Here is a 20288-nt window from a genome sequence, read left to right on the forward strand (position 1 = left end):
CATTCACCATGAATGCGGATTATTGATAATGATTATTTAAATGACTGTATTATTGATATTAAATATGGTTGGGTCTGTTAGTTGTTTTGTTTTTTGGATGTTGTACGATTAGCCTTTCCAATTATGGGGGCTGATATTAACTGCCGCGGTGAATTATTCTCGCTGCTCCTGCCTGTTATGGAACTCGTGTTATGGAAATATTCTTCACTATTCTAATCCTTGTCCTGGTTGTTTCGGTCTCCAGCGTTATTACGAGGGTTATCCCGCTGAATATTCCTCTTCCATTAATTCAAATTGCGGCGGGAGCGGTGCTGGCACATCCTCTGTTTGGTCTGTACATTGAGTTCAATCCCGAACTGTTTTTATTGCTGTTTATTCCGCCATTGCTGTTCGCCGAAAGCTCCAAAATGCAGCCCAGAGAGCTGATGAAAAATAGCCGGGAGATTATCTCTCTCGCTCTTCTGCTGGTGCTGATCACCATTTTTTGCGTGGGTTATGCTGTTCACCTTCTTCTTCCTGATATGCCGCTGATTGCCGCCTTTGCGCTGGCAGCGGTACTGTCTCCCACCGATGCTGTCGCATTACTGGGTATTGTCGGCAAGGGCAAAATTCCTGAAAACATTCAGAACGTCCTGGAAGGAGAAGCGCTCATGAATGATGCTTCAGGTCTGGTAGCGCTGAAGTTTGCTGTTGCTATAGCCATGGGCACGATGGAGTTTAGTATCCACGGCGCAACAATCGCCTTTTTCGTGGTGGCCCTGGGCGGCATTGCCGTGGGCGTGGCACTGGCGTGGCTCTGCGGAAAGATGTTACTCATCATTAGCCGATACGCCACGGAAGAGCCAGCGATTCTGATAGTTCTGATGCTGTTGCTTCCTTTCATCGTGTATCTGATCGCCGAACACCTGGGGGTGTCCGGCATTCTGGCCGCCGTAGCAGCAGGGCTGACGACGGGTCACTCGGGCGTAGTTCATCTTGCTCCTCTTCGGCTCAGGATAAAGGCCAGGAGTACGTGGTCCATGCTGGAGTATGTTTTTAATGGCATGGTGTTTCTTATACTCGGCTTACAATTGCCAGGGATTATTTCTGAATCGCTTATGCGTGCGCAAAGTGACCCAACGATTCAAACCTGGCATCTGGTTCTGGATATTGTATGGATCTATCTGGCATTAATGGCGGTTCGACTTTGCTGGCTGTGGTTGATGCGGCTATACAGCCGTAAAGTCGATCGCAGGCACCCGATGTCATTTGCCAGCTATAGAACGCGCGATCTCCTGCTGGCGACATTTTCCGGCGTTCGTGGGGCCATAACGCTCGCCGGAGTTCTATCGATACCACTGTTTGTGTCCGGTGGCGACGCGTTTCCCGCTCGTTATCAACTGGTCTTTCTTGCTACCGGGATCATCCTGTTTTCGTTGGTGTGCGGTATTGTGATACTTCCTCTGTTGCTAGGGAAAAATGTCACGCTGTTTAGCGAAAGACAGCAAAACGAAGAGGGGGCCGCGCACTTTTTTATGGCCAAAATGGCGATCCTGAGTGTGCAAAAAACCCAACAGCGCCTGCTGCATGACAGCACTATAAATCTCGATAATGAGCTGATTCTGGAAATTGGTTCCAGGGTTATCGGGTATTTGCGACGCCATGAAGACGATACCACCTCAGAAGACAGTCAGTTGCTGCTGCAATGTGAAAGACTTGAGCGGACTTTTAATCTTGCCGCTCTGAGTGCAAAACGAGCGGCAATCTATCAGTTACGGGCCAGGCAGGAGGTGGATGATGACACGCTTGCAAAAATAGTTCGTGAACTGGATTTGCTTGAGACGCTTCTTGCCGAAAAATAATCGTAATTCCCCTCGCAATACCCGCGGGTTTGCCGGCAAGGTGTTCTGTGCCTGACAGAACATCGGGTTCGGCACGCAATTTCATTTAAGAGCCTATCCATTAGGCTATTTTATTTGCCATTTTGGCCCTGGGCAGTGCTCAACATCCTCACGTACTACGTGTACGCTCCGGTTTTTCCGCGCTGTCCGTGTCCAAACTGGCTGCAACAATGTACGACTACTGAGACAGACTCTAAGTCAAAGAATTTGATCCAAAACGGGTTATCGCAAGAAAAATAATATTCTGGGCAAATGAACATTGTTCCTGCCCCGTTTTGTCGGGTAATAAATAGTCATGCGAATCGAGGGGTTATTCACCAACGACCGAAGGAAACCATGAACCACTTTATTATCAGCGATAGTCGCAAATGCATCGGCTGCAAAGCCTGTGAAGTGGCCTGCGTGATGGCACATAACGACGAACAGCACGTTCTGACCCCGCAGCAGTTTTTACCGCGTATTACCGTGATTAAGCACGAGCAAAAACGTAACGCAATAACATGTCGGCATTGTGAAAGTGCCCCCTGCGCCCGCAGCTGTCCGAATGATGCCATCAGCCAGATAAACGACAGCGTACAGGTCAATGAGGAAAAGTGTATTGGCTGTAAGTCCTGCATGGTGGCCTGTCCGTTTGGGGTGATGGACATTGTTCTGCTGCCGGCAGCGGCGGGGAAAGTGAAAGCGACAGCGCATAAATGTGATTTATGCAGCGGTCGCGAAGCCGGGCCTTCCTGCGTGCAACACTGCCCGGCGCAGGCGTTGCAGCTGGCGACGGAAGATACCCTATTTGGGATGGCAAAGCAGCGGCGCCTGCGGACGGCGCGGCTGGATGCCCGACCGTGGCATGCGCATCCTGGCGACATGGCGTCGCTGGATGCGGGCGCAAAAGCCCGCCAGATGGCGGCAACTCCGCCGCGCTGCGAGGCGGCTAAGCGGCCGGCGGCGACCCGTAAAATGGATTTTTCCGAGATAGTCCTGCCGTTTAACGCCGGGCAGGCGCAGGAGTCCGCGCAGCGCTGCCTGCAGTGCGGCGAACACAGTATCTGCGAATGGACCTGTCCGCTGCACAACCATATTCCCCAGTGGATTGAACGGGTCCAGGTGGGAGATATCGCCGCCGCCGCCGCGCTTTCGCACCAGACCAACTGTCTGCCGGAGATTACCGGCCGCGTCTGTCCGCAAGATCGTCTGTGTGAAGGGGCCTGTACGCTTCGCGATGAGCAAGGGGCGGTGACCATCGGCAATATTGAACGCTATATCTCCGACCAGGCGCTGGCGCAGGGCTGGCGACCGGATCTCTCCCGGGTGGTCGACAGTGGCAAAAAAGTGGCCATTATTGGTGCCGGGCCGGCGGGCCTGGCCTGTGCTGACCGGCTGATTCGCCACGGTGTGCAGCCGGTAGTCTTTGACCGCCATCCGGAAATTGGCGGTTTGCTGACCTTTGGTATCCCCGCCTTCAAACTTGAAAAATCACTGCTTGCCCGGCGGCGGGAGATTTTCATGGAGATGGGGATTCGCTTTGAGCTGGAGTGCGAAGTGGGCAAGGACGTGGCGTTAACCACCTTGCTTGACGAGTACGATGCGGTATTTATCGGCGCCGGAACCTACCGTTCAATGAAAGCGGGACTGCCAAATGAGGACGCGCCAGGCGTCTATGACGCGCTTCCGTTCCTGATTGCCAATACTAAGCAGGTGATGGGACTAAGCGAACTGCCCGATGAGCCTTATGTCGATACCCACGGACTGAACGTCGTGGTACTGGGGGGCGGCGACACGGCGATGGACTGCGTGCGTACCGCGCTGCGTCACGGGGCGAAACAGGTGACATGTGCCTATCGTCGCGATGAGGCCAATATGCCAGGGTCGAAAAAAGAGGTGAAAAACGCCCGTGAAGAGGGGGCGATGTTTGAGTTTAACGTTCAGCCGGTGACGCTGGAGCTGGACTGCGACGGCCGGGTCTGCGGCGTACGTTTTCTGCGTACGACGCTGGGTGAACCGGATGCACAGGGACGGCGTAGCCCATCGCCTGTACCCGGTAGCGAGTTCGTCATGCCTGCCGATGCGGTGATTATGGCCTTTGGTTTTCATCCCCACGGAATGCCGTGGCTGGAGTCCGTCGGCGTACAACTCGATAGCCGGGGGCGGATTAAGGCTAATGTGCAGAGTCGCTATCGTTATCAGACCACGCACGACAAAATTTTTGCCGGCGGAGATGCCGTACGCGGTGCCGACCTGGTGGTGACGGCGATGGCCGAAGGGCGCCATGCGGCGCAGGGAATCATGGATTATCTCGGCATAAAATCGGTCCAGCTTCACTAACGACAAACCCGGCCCCGCAGCGTAGTATGACTGCGTCATTCCACGCTGCGGGGCCGTATGTCACTCAACATCAACGTTATCAAAGATAAACTTCTCTCCGAAAACTACTTCATTTTACGCAATATGACCTACGAGCTGACGCGCAGCGACGGCAGCGTGGTCCGTCATAAGCGCGAGGTTTACTATCGTGGCAACGGCGCCACAGTGCTGCTGTATAACCGCCGCAAGCAAACCGTCGTGCTGGTCCGTCAGTTTCGCGTTGCGACCTGGGTCAACGGTAATGATGACGGGATGCTGATCGAGACCTGCGCCGGGTTGTTGGATAACGATGAGCCGGAAGCCTGTATCCGCAAAGAGGCCATCGAAGAGACCGGCTACGAAGTGGGCGATGCGCGTAAGCTGTTCGAGCTGTACATGTCTCCCGGCGGCGTGACCGAAATTGTCCACTTCTTTATCGCTGAATACAGCGATGCCCAGCGGAAAAACCGTGGCGGCGGCGTTGAAGATGAAGACATTGACGTGCTGGAACTGCCTTTCAGCCAGGCATTACAGATGGTTGCCAGCGGCGAGATTCGCGATGGCAAAGCGGTGATCCTGCTGCAATATCTGCAAACATCGGGGCTGATGGCGGGGATATCTGATAAATCTGATTGAGTAACGCGTCTCCGCTGGTGAAGATGGCTGCTGTTTTGAGCGTTATTCTCTGGGGTTGTGCCGCGCATGCTTTATCGGGTTCTTTTTATTCTGCTTTTCGGTGTGCTACCGACGTCATGGGTGTGGGCGGCGCCGGCACAACAGCTTTTTGGCGATTGGCTGGTCACCTGTAATAACCAAAATTTCTGCGTCACCCGTAATGTTGGCCTGCATCATGGACTGGTCATGACCCTCAGCCGCAGCGCCGGTGCCGTTACGGATGCCAGCCTGCGCATTGAGCTGGGTGGGATCGGTAACCCGGTTGCCGCATTGGCGTCGATCGCCCCTCGACTTCTGCTTGACGGTAAACCGCTGGCGTTGACCGATCAACACTGGCAGGTGGCGGATAAGCTGCTCAAAACCGGGGATAGCGTGACGATCGATGCTTTTCTGCAGCAGGTGCAGGAAGGGCAGGCGATAACCCTGGTGAACGGGCTGCAAACGCTTTCTCTGCAGGGGCTTAAAGCTGCTTTGTTGTTTATCGATAGTCATCAAAAACGCGTTGGCAGTGAAACCGCCTGGGTGGGGAAAGGTGAAGAGCCGCCGCTCAGCGTCCCTCCGGCCCCGGCGCTGCGGGCGGTTGGCAAAGTCGACCTCTCGCAATCGCCGCTCAGCCGTGATGAGCTCAATGACCTGATGGATTACGGCAACGAGCGGATGAATAATAGTGCGTGTTCACTGGACCCTTTCCGGCGTGAGATTCGGGTGACCGCGTTGACGGATGAGAAAGTGTTGCTGATGGTCAGCTGTGAAGCGGGGGCGTACAACACCATCTGGCTGGCCTGGCTGGTATCGCGCCAGTCGCCGCGCATGGCCCGCCAGGTCCGCCTGACGCTGCCCTTTCAGCCACCGGGCAATGCACCGCGTGAGATTGAACTGATTAACGCCAGTATCGACGAGCAACGTCACGAGCTGGTTACTCTCGATAAAGGTCGCGGCCCCGGTGATTGCGGGGTTCAGACCCGCTGGCGCTATGACGGCCAGCGGTTTAGTCTCGTACGCTATGCGCAGCAGCCGCAGTGCGATAACTGGCAGGGGCCAGATGCCTGGCCCACGCTATGGGTTACCCGTTACATATTTCATCCGCGAGACTGACGATATGCTCGACGGTAAAGCCGAAGAACGGGAAGAGCTTATCCGCCGGCGCCGATTCACCGTAGCTTCTCATCCCGACGATACCGCCTTTTAGCCCAACATATTTATACCAGTAGTCGGCGATGCCGGCCTCGACCGCAATTCTGGCGCTGACATTACCCGGGAGAACGGACTCGCGGTATTCCTTGTCCTGCGCATCGAAAACATCGGTTGAGGGCAGAGAGACGACCCGGACGTTAATACCTTTGGCGAGCAGTTTTTCCGCCGCCAGCACGGTAATCTCAACTTCCGACCCGGTGGCAATGAGGATCAGATCCGGTTTGCCCCCCGCATCTTTCAGGACGTACCCGCCGCGGGCGATATCCTGCACCTGCTGTGGCGTCCGCGCCATTTGCGCCAGATTTTGCCGCGACAGAATCAGCGCAGTAGGGCCGGTTTGTCGTTCAATTGCCGCCTGCCAGGCGACCGCCGTTTCGACCTGATCGCAGGGGCGCCAGGTGCTGAAGTTCGGCGTCAGTCGCAGGCTGGCCAGCTGTTCCACCGCCTGATGAGTCGGGCCATCTTCTCCCAGCCCAATCGAGTCATGGGTATAGACCATAATTTGTCTGGCCTTCATCAGCGCCGCCATTCGCGCTGCGTTACGGGCATATTCGACAAACATCAGAAAGGTGGACGTATAAGGAATAAAGCCGCCGTGCAGGGCGATCCCATTGCCGATCGCCGTCATGCCGAATTCGCGCACGCCGTAATGAACATAGTTACCCGCAGCATCCTCTTTGATAGATTTTGAACCGGACCAGATGGTGAGGTTACTCGGCGCCAGGTCCGCCGAACCGCCCAGCAGCTCCGGCAGAATCGGGCCATAGGCATTGAGGGCATTTTGCGATGCTTTGCGGCTGGCAATTTTTGCCGGCTCGGCCTGCAGCTGCGCGATGTAGTCCCGAGCCATTTCGCTCCAGTTCTCCGGCAGCGCGCCGTCCATTCGGCGTTTCAGCTCCGCCGCCAGTTCAGGATACTGTTGCTGATAAGCGGCGAACTGTTGATTCCACGTCTGCTCCGCCTGTTCGCCACGAGGACGAGCATCCCAGTGCTGATAAATCTCTTTCGGAATCTCAAACGGCGGATATTTCCAGCCCAGCTTCTCGCGGGTTAATGCTACCTCTTTCTCCCCCAGCGCCGCGCCGTGCGACTCTTCCGAACCGGCTTTATTCGGTGAACCAAAACCGATCACGGTACGGCAGAGAATCAGCGACGGTTTATCGGTGACGCTCTGAGCCTCGAGAATAGCCTGCTTCACCGCCTGCGGGTCATGGCCGTCAATATCGCCAATGACGTGCCAGTGATAGGCCCGAAAACGCGCGGCAGTATCGTCGGTAAACCAACCCTCGGTTTTACCATCGATAGAGATGCCATTATGGTCGTAGAAACCGATCAGTTTACCGAGTCCTAAAGTCCCCGCCAGCGAGCTGGCTTCGTGGGAAATCCCCTCCATCAGGCAGCCATCGCCCATAAACACCCAGGTGTAGTGATCGACGATATCGTGACCGGGACGGTTGAACTGCGCCGCCAGCGTGCGCTCAGCAATCGCCATGCCGACGGCATTAGCCAGACCCTGGCCGAGGGGGCCGGTCGTGGTTTCAACGCCGGGGGTATAGCCGTGCTCCGGGTGGCCGGGCGTTTTCGAGTGCAGCTGGCGAAAGTTTTTCAGCTCGGAGAGCGGCAGGTCGTAGCCGGTCAGATGCAGGAGACTGTACAGCAGCATTGAGGCGTGGCCGTTGGAGAGCACAAAGCGGTCGCGATTGTACCAGTGTGGGTTGATGGGGTTGTGCTTGAGGAAATCATTCCACAGCACTTCGGCGATATCCGCCATCCCCATCGGGGCACCGGGGTGGCCGGAGTTGGCTTTTTGGACGGCGTCCATACTCAGGGCGCGAATGGCGTTGGCAAGTTCTCTTCGGGACATAATGGACTCCTGAAACAAGATGTTGCATGAGTTTTTGTTGATTGTTAGTGGTGGCGTTAATAGGGTCGATAACTAAAAAGCATAGCAGACGGGACTATCATTGCTTTCGAAATCAGGTTACATAAATGTTATAAATCGATAACAAATATACCGTTGCGATGGTCAGAGTTTGGCGGCGTTCAAAGTTTGAAAAGCCGTCAGGCGAGATACTATGCCCCACCTTAGGGTGGGCACCGGGATAGTCATTACGCTCCACCCCCTACGACCGATACGTGAAAGGAAAAATAAAATGGATGAGCAGTTGAAACAAAGCGCCCTCGATTTCCATGAGTTTCCCGTTCCCGGGAAAATTCAGGTTGTCCCCACGAAGCCTCTTGCGACGCAGCGCGATCTGGCGCTGGCCTACTCGCCGGGCGTGGCGGCACCTTGTCTGGAAATAGAGAAAGACCCGCTGGCCGCCTACAAATATACCGCCCGTGGCAACCTGGTGGCCGTTGTCTCCAACGGTACCGCGGTGCTGGGACTGGGGAATATCGGTGCGCTAGCCGGTAAGCCGGTGATGGAAGGCAAGGGCGTTTTGTTTAAAAAATTCGCCGGTATTGATGTGTTCGATATCGAAGTCGATGAACTGGACCCGGATAAATTTATTAATGTCGTTGCGGCGCTGGAGCCGACCTTCGGCGGCATTAACCTTGAAGATATCAAAGCGCCTGAGTGCTTCTACATCGAGCAAAAGCTGCGCGAGCGTATGAACATTCCGGTTTTCCATGACGATCAGCACGGTACGGCCATTATCAGTACCGCCGCGATTATCAACGGCCTGCGGGTAGTTGAGAAGAATCTCTCCGACATTCGGATGGTGGTATCCGGTGCGGGCGCAGCGGCTATTGCCTGTATGAATCTGCTGGTGGCGCTGGGAATGCAGAAACACAATATCGTGGTCTGCGACTCCAAAGGCGTTATCTATAAAGACCGTGAGCCTAATATGGCAGAGACCAAAGCGGCCTATGCGGTAGAGGATGACGGCAAACGTACTCTGGATGACGTCATTGACGGCGCGGATATTTTCCTTGGCTGCTCAGGCCCGAAAGTGCTGACGCCGGAAATGGTGAAGAAAATGGCCCGCGCGCCGCTGATCCTCGCGCTGGCGAACCCGGAACCGGAGATTCTGCCGCCGCTGGCGAAGGCAGTCCGCGAAGACGCGATTATCTGCACCGGGCGTTCTGACTACCCGAACCAGGTTAACAACGTCCTGTGCTTCCCGTTTATCTTCCGCGGCGCGCTGGACGTTGGTGCCACGGCGATAAACGAAGAGATGAAACTGGCTGCGGTCCACGCGATTGCCGAACTGGCGCACGCTGAACAAAGCGAAGTGGTCGCCTCTGCCTACGGCGATCAGGATCTGAGCTTTGGCCCGGAATATATTATTCCGAAACCGTTCGATCCGCGCCTGATCGTCAAGATCGCACCGGCAGTTGCCAAAGCGGCGATGGACTCCGGTGTGGCCACGCGGCCGATTGCTGACTTCGATGCCTATATTGAGAAGCTCAGTGAGTTTGTCTACAAAACCAACCTGTTCATGAAGCCAATCTTCTCGCAGGCGCGCAAAGAGCCTAAGCGCGTGGTGCTGGCGGAAGGCGAAGAGACGCGCGTTCTGCATGCGACGCAGGAACTGGTGTCGCTGGGTCTGGCAAAACCGATCCTGATCGGCCGTCCGAGCGTCATTGAAATGCGTATCCAGAAGCTGGGGCTACAGATCAAAGCCGGTGTTGATTTTGAGATTGTGAATAACGAATCCGATCCGCGCTTTAAAGAGTACTGGAGCGAGTATTACCAGATTATGAAACGCCGCGGCGTAACCCAGGAACAGGCGCAGCGGGCAGTGATTGCGAATACGACGGTCATTGGCGCAATCATGGTGCACCGTGGTGAGGCGGATGCGATGATCTGCGGCACTATCGGTGACTACAATGAGCATTATGGGGTGGTTCAGCCGCTGTTCGGCTACCGCGATGGCGTCAGTACGGCAGGGGCTATGAATGCGCTGCTGCTGCCAAGCGGGAATACCTTTATTGCCGACACTTACGTTAACAACGATCCAACGCCGGAGCAGCTGGCAGAAATCACGCTGATGGCGGCGGAAAGCGTACGTCGTTTTGGTATTGAACCGCGCGTGGCGCTACTGTCGCACTCCAACTTCGGTTCTTCTGATTGCCCGTCAGCCAGCAAAATGCGTGAGGCGCTGGCGCGGGTGAAAGCGCTGGCGCCGGATCTGATGATCGATGGTGAAATGCACGGTGATGCTGCGCTGGTGGAAAGTATTCGCCATGAGCGGATGCCGGACAGCCCGCTGAAAGGCTCTGCCAACATTCTGGTGATGCCAAATATGGAAGCCGCGCGCATTAGCTATAACCTGCTGCGCGTCTCCAGTTCGGAAGGGGTGACCGTTGGGCCGGTGCTGATGGGCATAGCGAAGCCGGTGCATATTCTGACGCCGATCGCTTCCGTACGCCGTATCGTCAATATGGTCGCGCTGGCGGTGGTTGAGGCCCAGACTCAGCCGCTTTAAGGGATGTGTCGGGTGACGCTGCGCTAACCCGGCCTACAGAGCAACGTAGGTCGGGCAGGCAAATGCGCCGCCCGGCATTAAACCCACTCGCGGACCTGAATAAACTCACTCAGGGCAGCCTCCGGGCTGCCTTCTTCCGGCTGGTAGTCATACTCCCAGCGCACCAGCGGCGGCATCGACATTAATATCGACTCCGTGCGCCCGCCGGTCTGCAGACCAAACAGCGTTCCTCGATCCCACACCAGATTGAACTCCACGTAGCGGCCGCGACGATAGAGCTGAAAATTCCGCTCGCGTTCGCCGTATGGCATGTCTTTGCGTCGTTCAATTATTGGCAGACAGGCATCGGTGTAGCCGTTGCCCACCGCCTGCATGAAGGCGAAGGCGTGATCAAAATCCGGGGTATTCACATCGTCAAAAAACAGGCCGCCAATCCCGCGCTGCTCATGACGATGTTTGAGATAGAAGTAATCATCGCACCACTTTTTATAGCGTGGATAGACCTCTTCGCCGAACGGCTGACACAGATCGCGAGCCGTACGATGCCAGTGAACGGCATCCTCCTCAAAGCCGTAGAAAGGCGTCAGGTCAAACCCACCGCCGAACCACCACACCGGCTCTGCGCCGGGCTTTTCAGCAATGAAAAAACGCACGTTGGCATGGCTGGTGGGCACATAGGGATTTCGCGGATGTACCACCAGCGAAACCCCCATGGCCTCAAAGCTGCGACCGGCGAGTTCCGGGCGATGCGCCGTTGCCGAAGCCGGCATGGCGTCGCCATGAACGTGGGAAAAGTTAACGCCAGCCTGCTCAAACACGCCGCCATCGCGCAGAACCCGGCTGCTGCCACCGCCGCCGCCTTCGCGCTGCCAGCTGTCTTCGACAAATTCACCGCCGTCGACGGCACTCAGTTTCTGGCAAATGGTCTCCTGGAGCTGGAGGAGATAGCGTTTTACCTGTTGTGCGTCGGGCTTCATTTACGTCTCTTCGAATGGGCCTTCTGGTTATCGAACCAGTGGAAGTAGCTGATAATACCAGAAGCGATCGCGCTGGCGATTTTCTGCCGGAACGCGGTGGTACCCAACAGTTTTTCTTCGCCCGGGTTGGTGATAAATGAGGTTTCAACCAGCACGGACGGGATAGACGGCGACTTCAGAACCACAAACGCGGCCTGCTCGGTGTTGCGGCTATGCAGCTTATGCACCGGCTTAATATTCTTCAGAATATGCGAGCCCAGCGTCAGGCTGTTTTTAATGGTATCGGTCTGTACCAGGTCAAACAGTACCTGCTGTAAAAGATGGTCTTTCGCCGTGGCTTTTTTACCCGCGACCTCATCGGCGCGGTTTTCGCGATCGGACAGGTATTTCGCCATGGCGCTACTTGCCCCGCGGTTGGAGAGGGCAAATACCGATGCGCCAGCGGCGCTGGGATTGGTGAAGCCGTCGGCGTGAATCGACATAAAGAGATCCGCACCGTGCTGATGGGCGATTTCCACGCGGTCGTACAGCGGGATAAAGGTATCGCCGGTACGCGTCAGGCGCGCGTCGATACCATTGTTACGCAGGATGCTGCGTACGTTTTTGGCAATCGCCAGTACGACGTGCTTCTCTTTCGAGCCGTTGTGGCCGATGGCGCCGGTATCAATACCGCCATGCCCGGGGTCGAGCATTACGATGCGTTTTGCGCCCGCCTTTTTCGCCGCGGGTTTGCTGTGGCCATTGGACGTCGTCAACGGCTGTTCTTTTGCGATGACCTGCGATGAAACTCCGGAGAGCGTCATGGCAGCCAGTCCTGCTTTCAGCACCTGGCGGCGCGAAGCAAGTATTTTTAATGGTTTAAAAGTGCTCATTCGGCCTGAATTGCAAACAAGTGGTACCTGGTGTTATATCGTATCGCGTTTTCCGTTACGACCATTCAAAACAAGAATTGTTTTACTTTTCATTTCAATACATGACAGGGCGTATTATGTCATTTTTTCCGCTTCATTTCGCCTGATATTGGCTATCCGCTAAAATCACGCCATAATCGCTGTTTTTAAGCCTGAAAAATGGGGAATACCATGGAGATACGCGTTTTTCGCCAGCAGGATTTCGAGGAAGTGATTACGCTGTGGGAGCGCTGTGAGCTTCTGCGTCCGTGGAATGACCCGGAAATGGACATTGAGCGTAAGGTTAACCACGATGTCAGCCTGTTTCTGGTCGCGGAAGTAAATGGCGAAGTCGTCGGCACGGTGATGGGGGGCTATGACGGTCATCGCGGTTCTGCCTGCTACCTCGGCGTTCATCCGGAATATCGCGGCCGCGGTATTGCCAATGCGCTACTGAACCGGCTGGAAAAAAAGCTGATCGCCCGCGGCTGCCCAAAAATTAATATCATGGTTCGTGACGATAACGACGTGGTGCAGGGGATGTATGAGCGGCTTGGCTATGAATATGCGGACGTGCTCAGCCTGGGCAAGCGTTTAATTGAAGATGAAGAATACTGAGTTTACCCCCGCTGATTTCGATGCGCACGGGCGGCTCAGGCTGCCGTTTATATTCTGGTGCGTACTGCTACTACAGGCGCGAACCTGGGTACTGTTTATTATGGCGGGAGCCTCGCGCCAGCAGGGCGATGTGCTGCTGAACCTGTTTTATCCCGATCATGATAATTTCTGGCTAGGCTTGTTGCCGGGGATACCGGCGGTACTGGCGTTTATCGTGAGCGGACAGCGGCAGCGCTTTCCCCGTCTCTGGCCGCTGATGCGTTGGATGCTGGTGCTTTCACAGGCGCTGCTGCTGCTCTGGCAACCCCTGCTATGGCTAAGCGGCGAATCGCCTTCGATGCTGACTATCGGCCTGCTGCTCGCTGATATCTATGCCTTCTGGTGGCTGTTAGCCAGCCGCCGGCTGAAAGCCTGTTTTCAGGAAGATCGGGTTTAACGGCACTTTTTGCCGATCCCGCACTCCAACAGGCGTCAAATAAACAAGAAAGGACCGTGTCATGAAATCGCTACGTTTACTTCTCTGCGCCGTACCGCTGGCGTTAACCGGCTGCTCCACCCTGAGCGCCGTCAACTGGTCAGCAGCCTATCCGTGGAACTGGTTTGGTTCCTCAATGGAAGTGACCGAGCAGGGGGTGGGCAACCTGACGGCCGCAACGCCGCTGAATGAACAGGCCATTAGCGACGCGCTGGGCGGGAGCTATCGTCTGCGCAGCGGGATGAAAACTGCCAACGGCAATATCGTACGCTACTTTGAAGCGCTGAAAGATGACAACGTCGCGATGACAATTAACGGCGATGCGGGAACTATCAACCGTATCGAAGTCCGGGACAGCGAGATTAAAACCGATCGCGGTGTAAAGGTCGGTACGCCATTTAGTGAACTGTACAGCAAAGCCTTTGGCAATTGTCAGAAAGGGGCAAGCGACAATGGCGCCGTGGTGGAGTGTAAAGCCGACGGCAGTCAGCATATCAGCTATGCCTTTACCGGCCACTGGAATGGCCCGGAGGAGCTGATGCCTTCGGACGACACGCTGAAAAACTGGAAAATCAGCAAAATTATCTGGCACCGCTAATTTGATCTGAAGAGACACGGCACAGGGAAAAAACGGGTACAATAGCGCGATAAAAGTGCCACAGCGTTGTGGTTGTATCATTCAGGAGGAGCGATGTCTCAGGTTCAGAGCGGCATTTTGCCGGAACATTGCCGTGCGGCGATTTGGATTGAAGCCAATGTCAAAGGGGACGTCAATGCCCTGCGCGAAGCCAGCAAAGTTTTTGTCGATAAATTAGCCACCTTTCAAACGAAATTCCCGGATGCACAGCTGGGGGCGGTAGTTGCATTTGGCAACACCGTCTGGCGTGAGCTGAGCGGCGGCGTGGGTGCCGAAGAGCTTAAAGATTTCCCGGTGTACGGAAAGGGCCTGGCGCCGTCTACGCAGTACGACGTACTGATTCACATCCTCTCTGCACGTCATGAGGTGAACTTCTCCGTTGCTCAGGCAGCCATGGCGGCCTTTGGCGATGTGATTGAAGTGAAAGAAGAAGTTCACGGTTTCCGCTGGATTGAAGAACGTGATCTGAGCGGTTTTGTCGACGGCACCGAAAACCCGGCAGGCCTTGAGACCCGCAGTGAAGTGGCGATCATTAAAGATGGCGTAGATGCCGGCGGCAGCTACGTGTTCGTTCAGCGCTGGGAGCATAACCTCAAACAGCTGAACCGCATGAGCGTTCCGGACCAGGAAATGATGTTTGGCCGGACGAAAGAAGCCAACGAAGAAATTGACGGTGACGATCGCCCGGCAACCTCGCACCTGAGCCGCGTTGACTTAAAAGAGGACGGCAAAGGGCTGAAGATTGTGCGCCAGAGCCTGCCTTACGGCACCGCCAGTGGCACGCATGGCCTCTATTTCTGCGCGTACTGCGCGCGTATCTATAACATTGAACAGCAGCTGCTGAGCATGTTTGGTGATACAGACGGCAAGCGTGATGCCATGCTGCGCTTTACAAAACCCGTCACCGGCGGCTACTACTTCGCACCGTCGCTGGATCGTATCCAGGCGCTGTAAGCTACAAGCACCGGCACCTCTCTCCCGGTCGGTTTTCCGATCGGGAGGTTTCCTTATTGAGTATCGAATATTCCGCTTTTTATTATTCTCCATGAATAACTCCAGTATTTTTTAACCGCTCGTTTTCATTTTCACTTCGCACATTATTCGTTATAGTGAATCCGCACGCAGGTAATAATAAATTAATACATTCACCTCTTTTATTAATTAAGATACAAGGATTCAGTATGACTCTTAATAAATCTCTGGCCGTGCTGGTCATCGGCTCGGTATTCATGCTTTCCGGATGTGGTGCGGTGAATACCGTCATAAAAAAACGCAATCTGGAAGTCAAAACCCAAATGAGCGAAACGATCTGGCTCGAACCGACAAATAACCGCACGGTATATCTGCAAATAAAAAATACGTCGGATAAAGACATGAGCGGGCTACAGGCAAAAATTGCCAGCGCGGTGACGGCACGCGGGTACCAGGTGGTGACTAACCCCGATAGCGCCGGCTACTGGATCCAGGCCAACGTGCTGAAGGCGGATAAAATGGACCTCCGCGAGTCCCAGGGCTGGCTGAGCCGCGGATACGAAGGGGCTGCAACCGGCGCGGCGTTGGGGGCAGGGATTACTGCCTATAACTCCCATTCGGCCGGTGCGACGTTAGGCGTCGGTCTGGCCGCCGGGCTGGTGGGGATGGCCGCAGATGCGATGGTGGAAGATGTGAACTTCACTATGATTACCGATATTCAAATCGCGGAAAGAAGCAGCGTTAAAGTCCGTACGGATAATGTCGCGGTATTACGCCAGGGAAGGTCAGGGGCGAAAATACAGACCAGTACGCAGCAAGGCAATCAGCATAAATATCAAACGCGGGTCGTCTCTAATGCGAATAAAGTTAATCTGAAGTTCCCGGAAGCTCAGCCGGTTCTGGAAGAACAGTTGGCAAAATCGATTGCCAATATTTTATAATTATTTATCGGCCCGTCAGTGCGGGCCATTTTTTTATTATATGAGTAGCCATGTGTTTATTTCGTGGCTTTATTATTCGGTGTTCTGCGACGGCCTTCTGGTATTATTGATATTTTAAATGAACCGCCCCCACCAGCTAACGGGACGAACAGCTCTGGGTAGCGCACAAGATTTCAGAAGGATGAGTACGACCGGTTTGTCTGGCGCTGTCCGGGACGCAATGGAAGAACCCCTGGCGTATCCTGGCGTGCCGGTTGCTGCTACCTGGTCCTGTCGTGTTTGAGCCCTGCCCGGCCCTTATTCTCTTTTCGACTTCCAAATCGCCAAACGGTATATAAAACCGTTACTCCTTTCATACTCGTTATAAATATTATGGCTATAAGAAAGTCATCAAACTGATAAGGGTGCGCAATGGCGGTTAAATCACTGAACAAAGGATATCTGGCACTGGCTGCTTCCGTGCTGCTGGTTGCGCAGGCGCAGGCGACTGAACTGCTCAACAGTTCTTACGACGTCTCCCGCGAGCTGTTTGCCGCCCTTAATCCGCCGTTTGAACAGCAGTGGGCGAAAGATAATGCCGGCGATAAGCTGACTATCAAACAATCCCATGCCGGTTCGTCAAAACAGGCGCTGGCCATACTGCAGGGCCTGAAAGCTGACGTGGTGACCTATAACCAGGTAACGGACGTACAGATCCTGCATGACAAAGGCAATCTGATACCTGCCGACTGGCAAAGCCGCCTGCCGAACAACAGCTCGCCGTTCTACTCCACCATGGCGTTTCTCGTTCGCAAAGGAAACCCGAAGAATATCCATGAATGGAGCGACCTGGTACGTCCGGACGTGAAGCTGATTTTCCCGAATCCGAAAACCTCCGGCAACGCGCGCTATACCTATCTGGCTGCGTGGGGTGCGGCGGATAAAGCCGACGGTGGCGATAAAGCAAAAACCGAACAGTTTATGACCCAGTTCCTGAAAAACGTCGAAGTGTTTGATACCGGCGGTCGCGGGGCGACCACCACCTTCGTTGAGCGCGGGCTGGGAGACGTTCTGATTACCTTTGAATCGGAAGTTAACAACATTCGCAAACAGTATGAGGACCAGGGCTTCGAAGTCGTGGTGCCGAAGGTCAACATTCTGGCGGAGTTCCCGGTTGCCTGGGTAGACAAAAATGTGAAGGCCAACGGAACCGAGAAAGCGGCGAAGGCATACCTGAACTGGCTCTATAGCCCACAGGCCCAGACTATTATCACCGACTATTACTATCGCGTGAACAACCCGAAAGTGATGGATACGTTGAAGGATAAATTCCCTCAGACCGAACTGTTCCGCGTCGAAGACCAGTTTGGTTCCTGGCCGCAGGTGATGAAAACCCACTTTGTCAGCGGCGGTGAGCTGGACAAACTGTTGGCGGCGGGGCGTAAGTAATGTTTGCTGCGGCGTCTAAGCGCGTGCTGCCGGGCTTTACCCTGAGCCTCGGCACCAGCCTGCTGTTTGTCTGTTTGATTTTGCTGCTTCCCCTCAGCGCGCTGGTGATGCAACTTGCGCAGATGAGCTGGAGTCAGTACTGGGAAGTGGTAACGAATCCACAGGTGGTGGCGGCTTATAAAGTCACGCTGCTGTCAGCGTTTGTCGCCTCGATTTTTAACGGCGTATTTGGTTTGCTGATGGCCTGGATTCTGACGCGCTATCGCTTTCCGGGCCGCACGTTGCTTGACGCATTGATGGACCTGCCGTTTGCACTGCCGACCGCGGTAGCGGGCCTGACCCTGGCTTCACTGTTTTCAGTTAACGGCTTTTACGGCGAGTGGCTGGCGAAGTTTGATATCAAGGTGACCTATACCTGGCTTGGTATTGCGGTTGCCATGGCGTTTACCAGTATTCCGTTTGTGGTGCGTACCGTACAACCGGTACTGGAAGAACTGGGGCCGGAATATGAAGAAGCGGCGGAAACGCTGGGCGCCACGCGCCTGCAGAGTTTCCGTAAAGTGGTGCTGCCAGAACTCTCTCCGGCGCTGCTGGCCGGCATCGCGCTGTCGTTTACCCGCAGCCTTGGTGAGTTTGGTGCGGTCATTTTTATCGCCGGCAACATTGCGTGGAAAACTGAAGTCACCTCGCTGATGATTTTCGTGCGCCTGCAGGAATTTGATTATCCGGCGGCGAGCGCGATTGCGTCGGTGATCCTTGCGGCTTCACTGCTGCTGCTGTTTTCCATCAACACCCTGCAAAGTCGCTTTGGTCGACGAGTGGTAGGTCACTAATGGCGGAAGTTACTCAATTGAAGCGTTACGATACCCCCCGCATCAACTGGGGGAAATGGTTCCTGATCGGCACCGGGATGTTGGTTTCCGCCTTCATTTTGATCGTGCCGATGGCCTATATCTTCTTCCAGGCCTTCAGCAAAGGGCTGATGCCGGTACTGCAAAACCTGGCCAACCCGGACATGCTGCACGCTATCTGGCTGACGGTAATGATCGCGTTGATTACCGTACCGGTGAACCTGATTTTCGGTACGCTGCTGGCGTGGCTGGTGACGCGTTTTACCTTCCCAGGCCGCCAGCTGCTGCTGACGCTGCTGGATATTCCTTTTGCCGTCTCGCCGGTGGTGGCGGGTCTGGTATATCTGTTGTTCTATGGCTCGAACGGCCCGCTCGGTGGCTGGCTGGACGAGCACAACCTGCAAATTATGTTTGCCTGGCCGGGAATGGTGTTGGCCACTATCTTCGTCACCTGTCCGTTTGTGGTGCGCGAGCTGGTGCCGGTCATGATGAGCCAGGGCAGTAACGAAGATGAAGCGGCAATTCTGCTCGGTGCATCCGGCTGGCAGATGTTCCGCCGGGTCACTCTGCCAAATATCCGCTGGGCGTTGTTGTACGGCGTGGTGTTGACTAACGCCCGTGCTATCGGCGAGTTCGGTGCGGTCTCGGTGGTGTCGGGTTCCATTCGCGGTGAGACGCTGTCGCTGCCGCTGCAAATCGAATTGCTGGAGCAGGATTACAACACCGTCGGTTCTTATACCGCCGCAGCGCTGCTGACGTTAATGGCTATTTTGACCTTGTTTTTAAAGAGTATGTTGCAATGGCGTCTGGCCAATCAGGAAAAACGCGCGCAACTGGAGGGGAAGCATGAGCATTGAGATTGTCAATATTAAGAAATCTTTTGGACGCACTCAGGTGCTGAATGATATTTCTCTGGATATCCCTTCCGGGCAGATGGTCGCTCTGCTGGGGCCGTCTGGCTCCGGGAAAACCACGCTGCTGCGCATCATTGCCGGTCTGGAGAATCAATCCAGCGGCCACATTCGTTTCCACGGTACCGACGTGAGCCGCGTGCACGCCCGCGATCGTAAAGTGGGTTTTGTCTTCCAGCACTATGCGCTGTTCCGCCATATGACGGTATTTGAAAATATCGCTTTTGGCCTGACGGTGCTGCCGCGTCGCGAACGTCCAAACGCTGCCGGGATCAAAGCGAAAGTCACCCGGCTGCTGGAAATGGTGCAGCTGGCCCATCTGGCCGATCGCTACCCGGCACAGCTTTCCGGCGGGCAGAAACAGCGCGTGGCGCTAGCGCGTGCGCTGGCGGTAGAACCGCAAATTCTGCTGCTCGATGAGCCTTTCGGAGCGCTGGATGCTCAGGTGCGCAAAGAGCTGCGCCGTTGGCTGCGTCAGCTGCATGAAGAGCTGAAGTTTACCAGCGTGTTCGTAACCCACGACCAGGAAGAGGCGATGGAAGTGGCCGATCGCGTGGTGGTCATGAGTCAGGGTAATATCGAACAGGCCGATGCGCCGGAACAGGTCTGGCGCGAGCCCTCCACCCGCTTTGTGCTGGAGTTTATGGGCGAAGTTAACCGCCTGAAAGGCATTATTCGCGGCGGCCAGTTCCACGTTGGCGCGCATCGTTGGCCGCTGGGTTATACCCCGACCTATCAGGGGCCGGTTGATCTGTTCCTGCGCCCCTGGGAAGTGGATATCAGTCGGCGTACCAGCCTCGACTCACCGCTGCCGGTACAGGTGCTGGAAGCCAGTCCCAAAGGGCACTACACCCAATTAGTTGTCCAGCCATTAGGGTGGTATGACGAGCCGCTGACCGTCGTGCTGTCGGGTGATGATGCGCCGTATCGCGGGGAACGACTGTTTGTTGGCTTGCAGAATGCGCGGCTGTATCACGGTAATGAACGGATCGAGCCGCGTGAGGATATTGCTCTGGCGGAGTCAGCCTGATAGTTTATTGAATATGTTTATCGCCCGGTGACGCTGCGC

Annotated in this window: 17 protein-coding genes; 14 read left to right on the forward strand and 3 right to left on the reverse strand. The window is 55.2% G+C overall.

The genetic code is table 11. From position 1 onward, the window contains the following. The first annotated feature begins 191 nt into the window (after nucleotides 1–191). The 4 genes from ACMYSK_RS00475 (at nucleotide 192) to ACMYSK_RS00490 (ending at nucleotide 5987) form a co-directional block, all read left to right on the forward strand. A complete protein-coding gene (locus ACMYSK_RS00475) occupies nucleotides 192–1841 on the forward strand; it encodes a Na+/H+ antiporter (protein WP_434639373.1) in 1650 nt (549 codons plus the stop codon). Between the two features lie 375 nt (nucleotides 1842–2216). Then, nucleotides 2217–4199, forward strand: coding sequence for a formate-dependent uric acid utilization protein AegA (gene aegA / locus ACMYSK_RS00480; protein WP_434639374.1), 1983 nt, complete (start codon nucleotides 2217–2219; stop codon nucleotides 4197–4199). 57 nt (nucleotides 4200–4256) lie between these two features. Then, nucleotides 4257–4853 (forward strand): GDP-mannose pyrophosphatase NudK, encoded by a 597-nt coding sequence (nudK, locus tag ACMYSK_RS00485; protein ID WP_434639376.1) that lies wholly within the window; start codon nucleotides 4257–4259, stop codon nucleotides 4851–4853. A 66-nt stretch (nucleotides 4854–4919) separates the two neighbouring features. Further along, complete coding sequence (locus ACMYSK_RS00490; RefSeq protein WP_434639378.1) at nucleotides 4920–5987, forward strand: DUF1176 domain-containing protein; 1068 nt, start codon at nucleotides 4920–4922, stop codon at nucleotides 5985–5987. On the opposite strand, the gene tkt is transcribed toward ACMYSK_RS00490, so the two are convergent. Continuing rightward, nucleotides 5956–7950 carry a transketolase gene (gene tkt / locus ACMYSK_RS00495; protein ID WP_434639380.1) on the reverse strand — a complete coding sequence of 665 codons (1995 nt, stop codon included), beginning with the start codon at nucleotides 7948–7950 and terminating at the stop codon, nucleotides 5956–5958. The two genes, ACMYSK_RS00490 and tkt, sit on opposite strands and share 32 nt — an antisense overlap. 289 nt (nucleotides 7951–8239) lie before the next feature. Between tkt and maeB the strand changes: the two genes are divergently transcribed. Beyond that, on the forward strand, nucleotides 8240–10519 hold the full coding sequence (maeB, locus tag ACMYSK_RS00500) for an NADP-dependent oxaloacetate-decarboxylating malate dehydrogenase (protein ID WP_434639381.1): 2280 nt from the start codon (nucleotides 8240–8242) through the stop codon (nucleotides 10517–10519). A gap of 77 nt (nucleotides 10520–10596) precedes the next feature. On the opposite strand, the gene hemF is transcribed toward maeB, so the two are convergent. Further along, nucleotides 10597–11496, reverse strand: a complete 900-nt coding sequence (hemF, locus tag ACMYSK_RS00505) for an oxygen-dependent coproporphyrinogen oxidase (protein WP_434639383.1) — start codon at nucleotides 11494–11496, stop codon at nucleotides 10597–10599. Next, on the reverse strand, nucleotides 11493–12368 hold the full coding sequence (gene amiA / locus ACMYSK_RS00510; protein ID WP_434639385.1) for an N-acetylmuramoyl-L-alanine amidase AmiA: 876 nt from the start codon (nucleotides 12366–12368) through the stop codon (nucleotides 11493–11495). The genes hemF and amiA overlap by 4 nt, the downstream gene beginning before the upstream one ends. Nucleotides 12369–12578: 210 nt before the next feature. Between amiA and ACMYSK_RS00515 the strand changes: the two genes are divergently transcribed. The 9 genes from ACMYSK_RS00515 to cysA all read left to right on the forward strand — a co-directional run bounded on the left by ACMYSK_RS00515 (nucleotide 12579) and on the right by cysA (nucleotide 20249). Continuing rightward, nucleotides 12579–13004 carry a GNAT family acetyltransferase gene (locus tag ACMYSK_RS00515; RefSeq protein ID WP_434639387.1) on the forward strand — a complete coding sequence of 142 codons (426 nt, stop codon included), beginning with the start codon at nucleotides 12579–12581 and terminating at the stop codon, nucleotides 13002–13004. Continuing rightward, a complete protein-coding gene (locus ACMYSK_RS00520) occupies nucleotides 12991–13440 on the forward strand; it encodes a DUF2919 domain-containing protein (RefSeq protein WP_434639388.1) in 450 nt (149 codons plus the stop codon). The genes ACMYSK_RS00515 and ACMYSK_RS00520 overlap by 14 nt, the downstream gene beginning before the upstream one ends. Nucleotides 13441–13501: 61 nt before the next feature. Further along, a complete protein-coding gene (locus tag ACMYSK_RS00525; RefSeq protein WP_434639390.1) occupies nucleotides 13502–14077 on the forward strand; it encodes an RpoE-regulated lipoprotein in 576 nt (191 codons plus the stop codon). 93 nt (nucleotides 14078–14170) lie between these two features. Then, nucleotides 14171–15070 (forward strand): Dyp-type peroxidase, encoded by a 900-nt coding sequence (locus ACMYSK_RS00530; protein ID WP_434639392.1) that lies wholly within the window; start codon nucleotides 14171–14173, stop codon nucleotides 15068–15070. 227 nt (nucleotides 15071–15297) lie between these two features. After that, nucleotides 15298–16029, forward strand: coding sequence for a conjugal transfer complement resistance protein TraT (gene traT, locus ACMYSK_RS00535; RefSeq protein ID WP_434639393.1), 732 nt, complete (start codon nucleotides 15298–15300; stop codon nucleotides 16027–16029). A gap of 411 nt (nucleotides 16030–16440) precedes the next feature. Continuing rightward, nucleotides 16441–17457: a sulfate ABC transporter substrate-binding protein gene (locus ACMYSK_RS00540; RefSeq protein ID WP_434639395.1), complete on the forward strand. Its 1017-nt coding sequence runs from the start codon at nucleotides 16441–16443 to the stop codon at nucleotides 17455–17457. Next, nucleotides 17457–18290, forward strand: a complete 834-nt coding sequence (gene cysT / locus ACMYSK_RS00545; protein ID WP_434639397.1) for a sulfate/thiosulfate ABC transporter permease CysT — start codon at nucleotides 17457–17459, stop codon at nucleotides 18288–18290. Before ACMYSK_RS00540 ends, cysT begins: the two co-directional genes overlap by 1 nt. Beyond that, nucleotides 18290–19165, forward strand: coding sequence for a sulfate/thiosulfate ABC transporter permease CysW (cysW, locus tag ACMYSK_RS00550; RefSeq protein WP_434639399.1), 876 nt, complete (start codon nucleotides 18290–18292; stop codon nucleotides 19163–19165). The genes cysT and cysW overlap by 1 nt, the downstream gene beginning before the upstream one ends. Continuing rightward, entirely contained in the window at nucleotides 19155–20249 is a 1095-nt protein-coding gene (gene cysA / locus ACMYSK_RS00555; RefSeq protein WP_434639401.1) for a sulfate/thiosulfate ABC transporter ATP-binding protein CysA, read from the forward strand. The genes cysW and cysA overlap by 11 nt, the downstream gene beginning before the upstream one ends. Nucleotides 20250–20288: the final 39 nt, after the last annotated feature.

Source organism: Klebsiella sp. I138, from assembly GCF_051131765.1.
In the GTDB taxonomy this organism is placed as follows: Bacteria; Pseudomonadota; Gammaproteobacteria; order Enterobacterales; family Enterobacteriaceae; genus Klebsiella.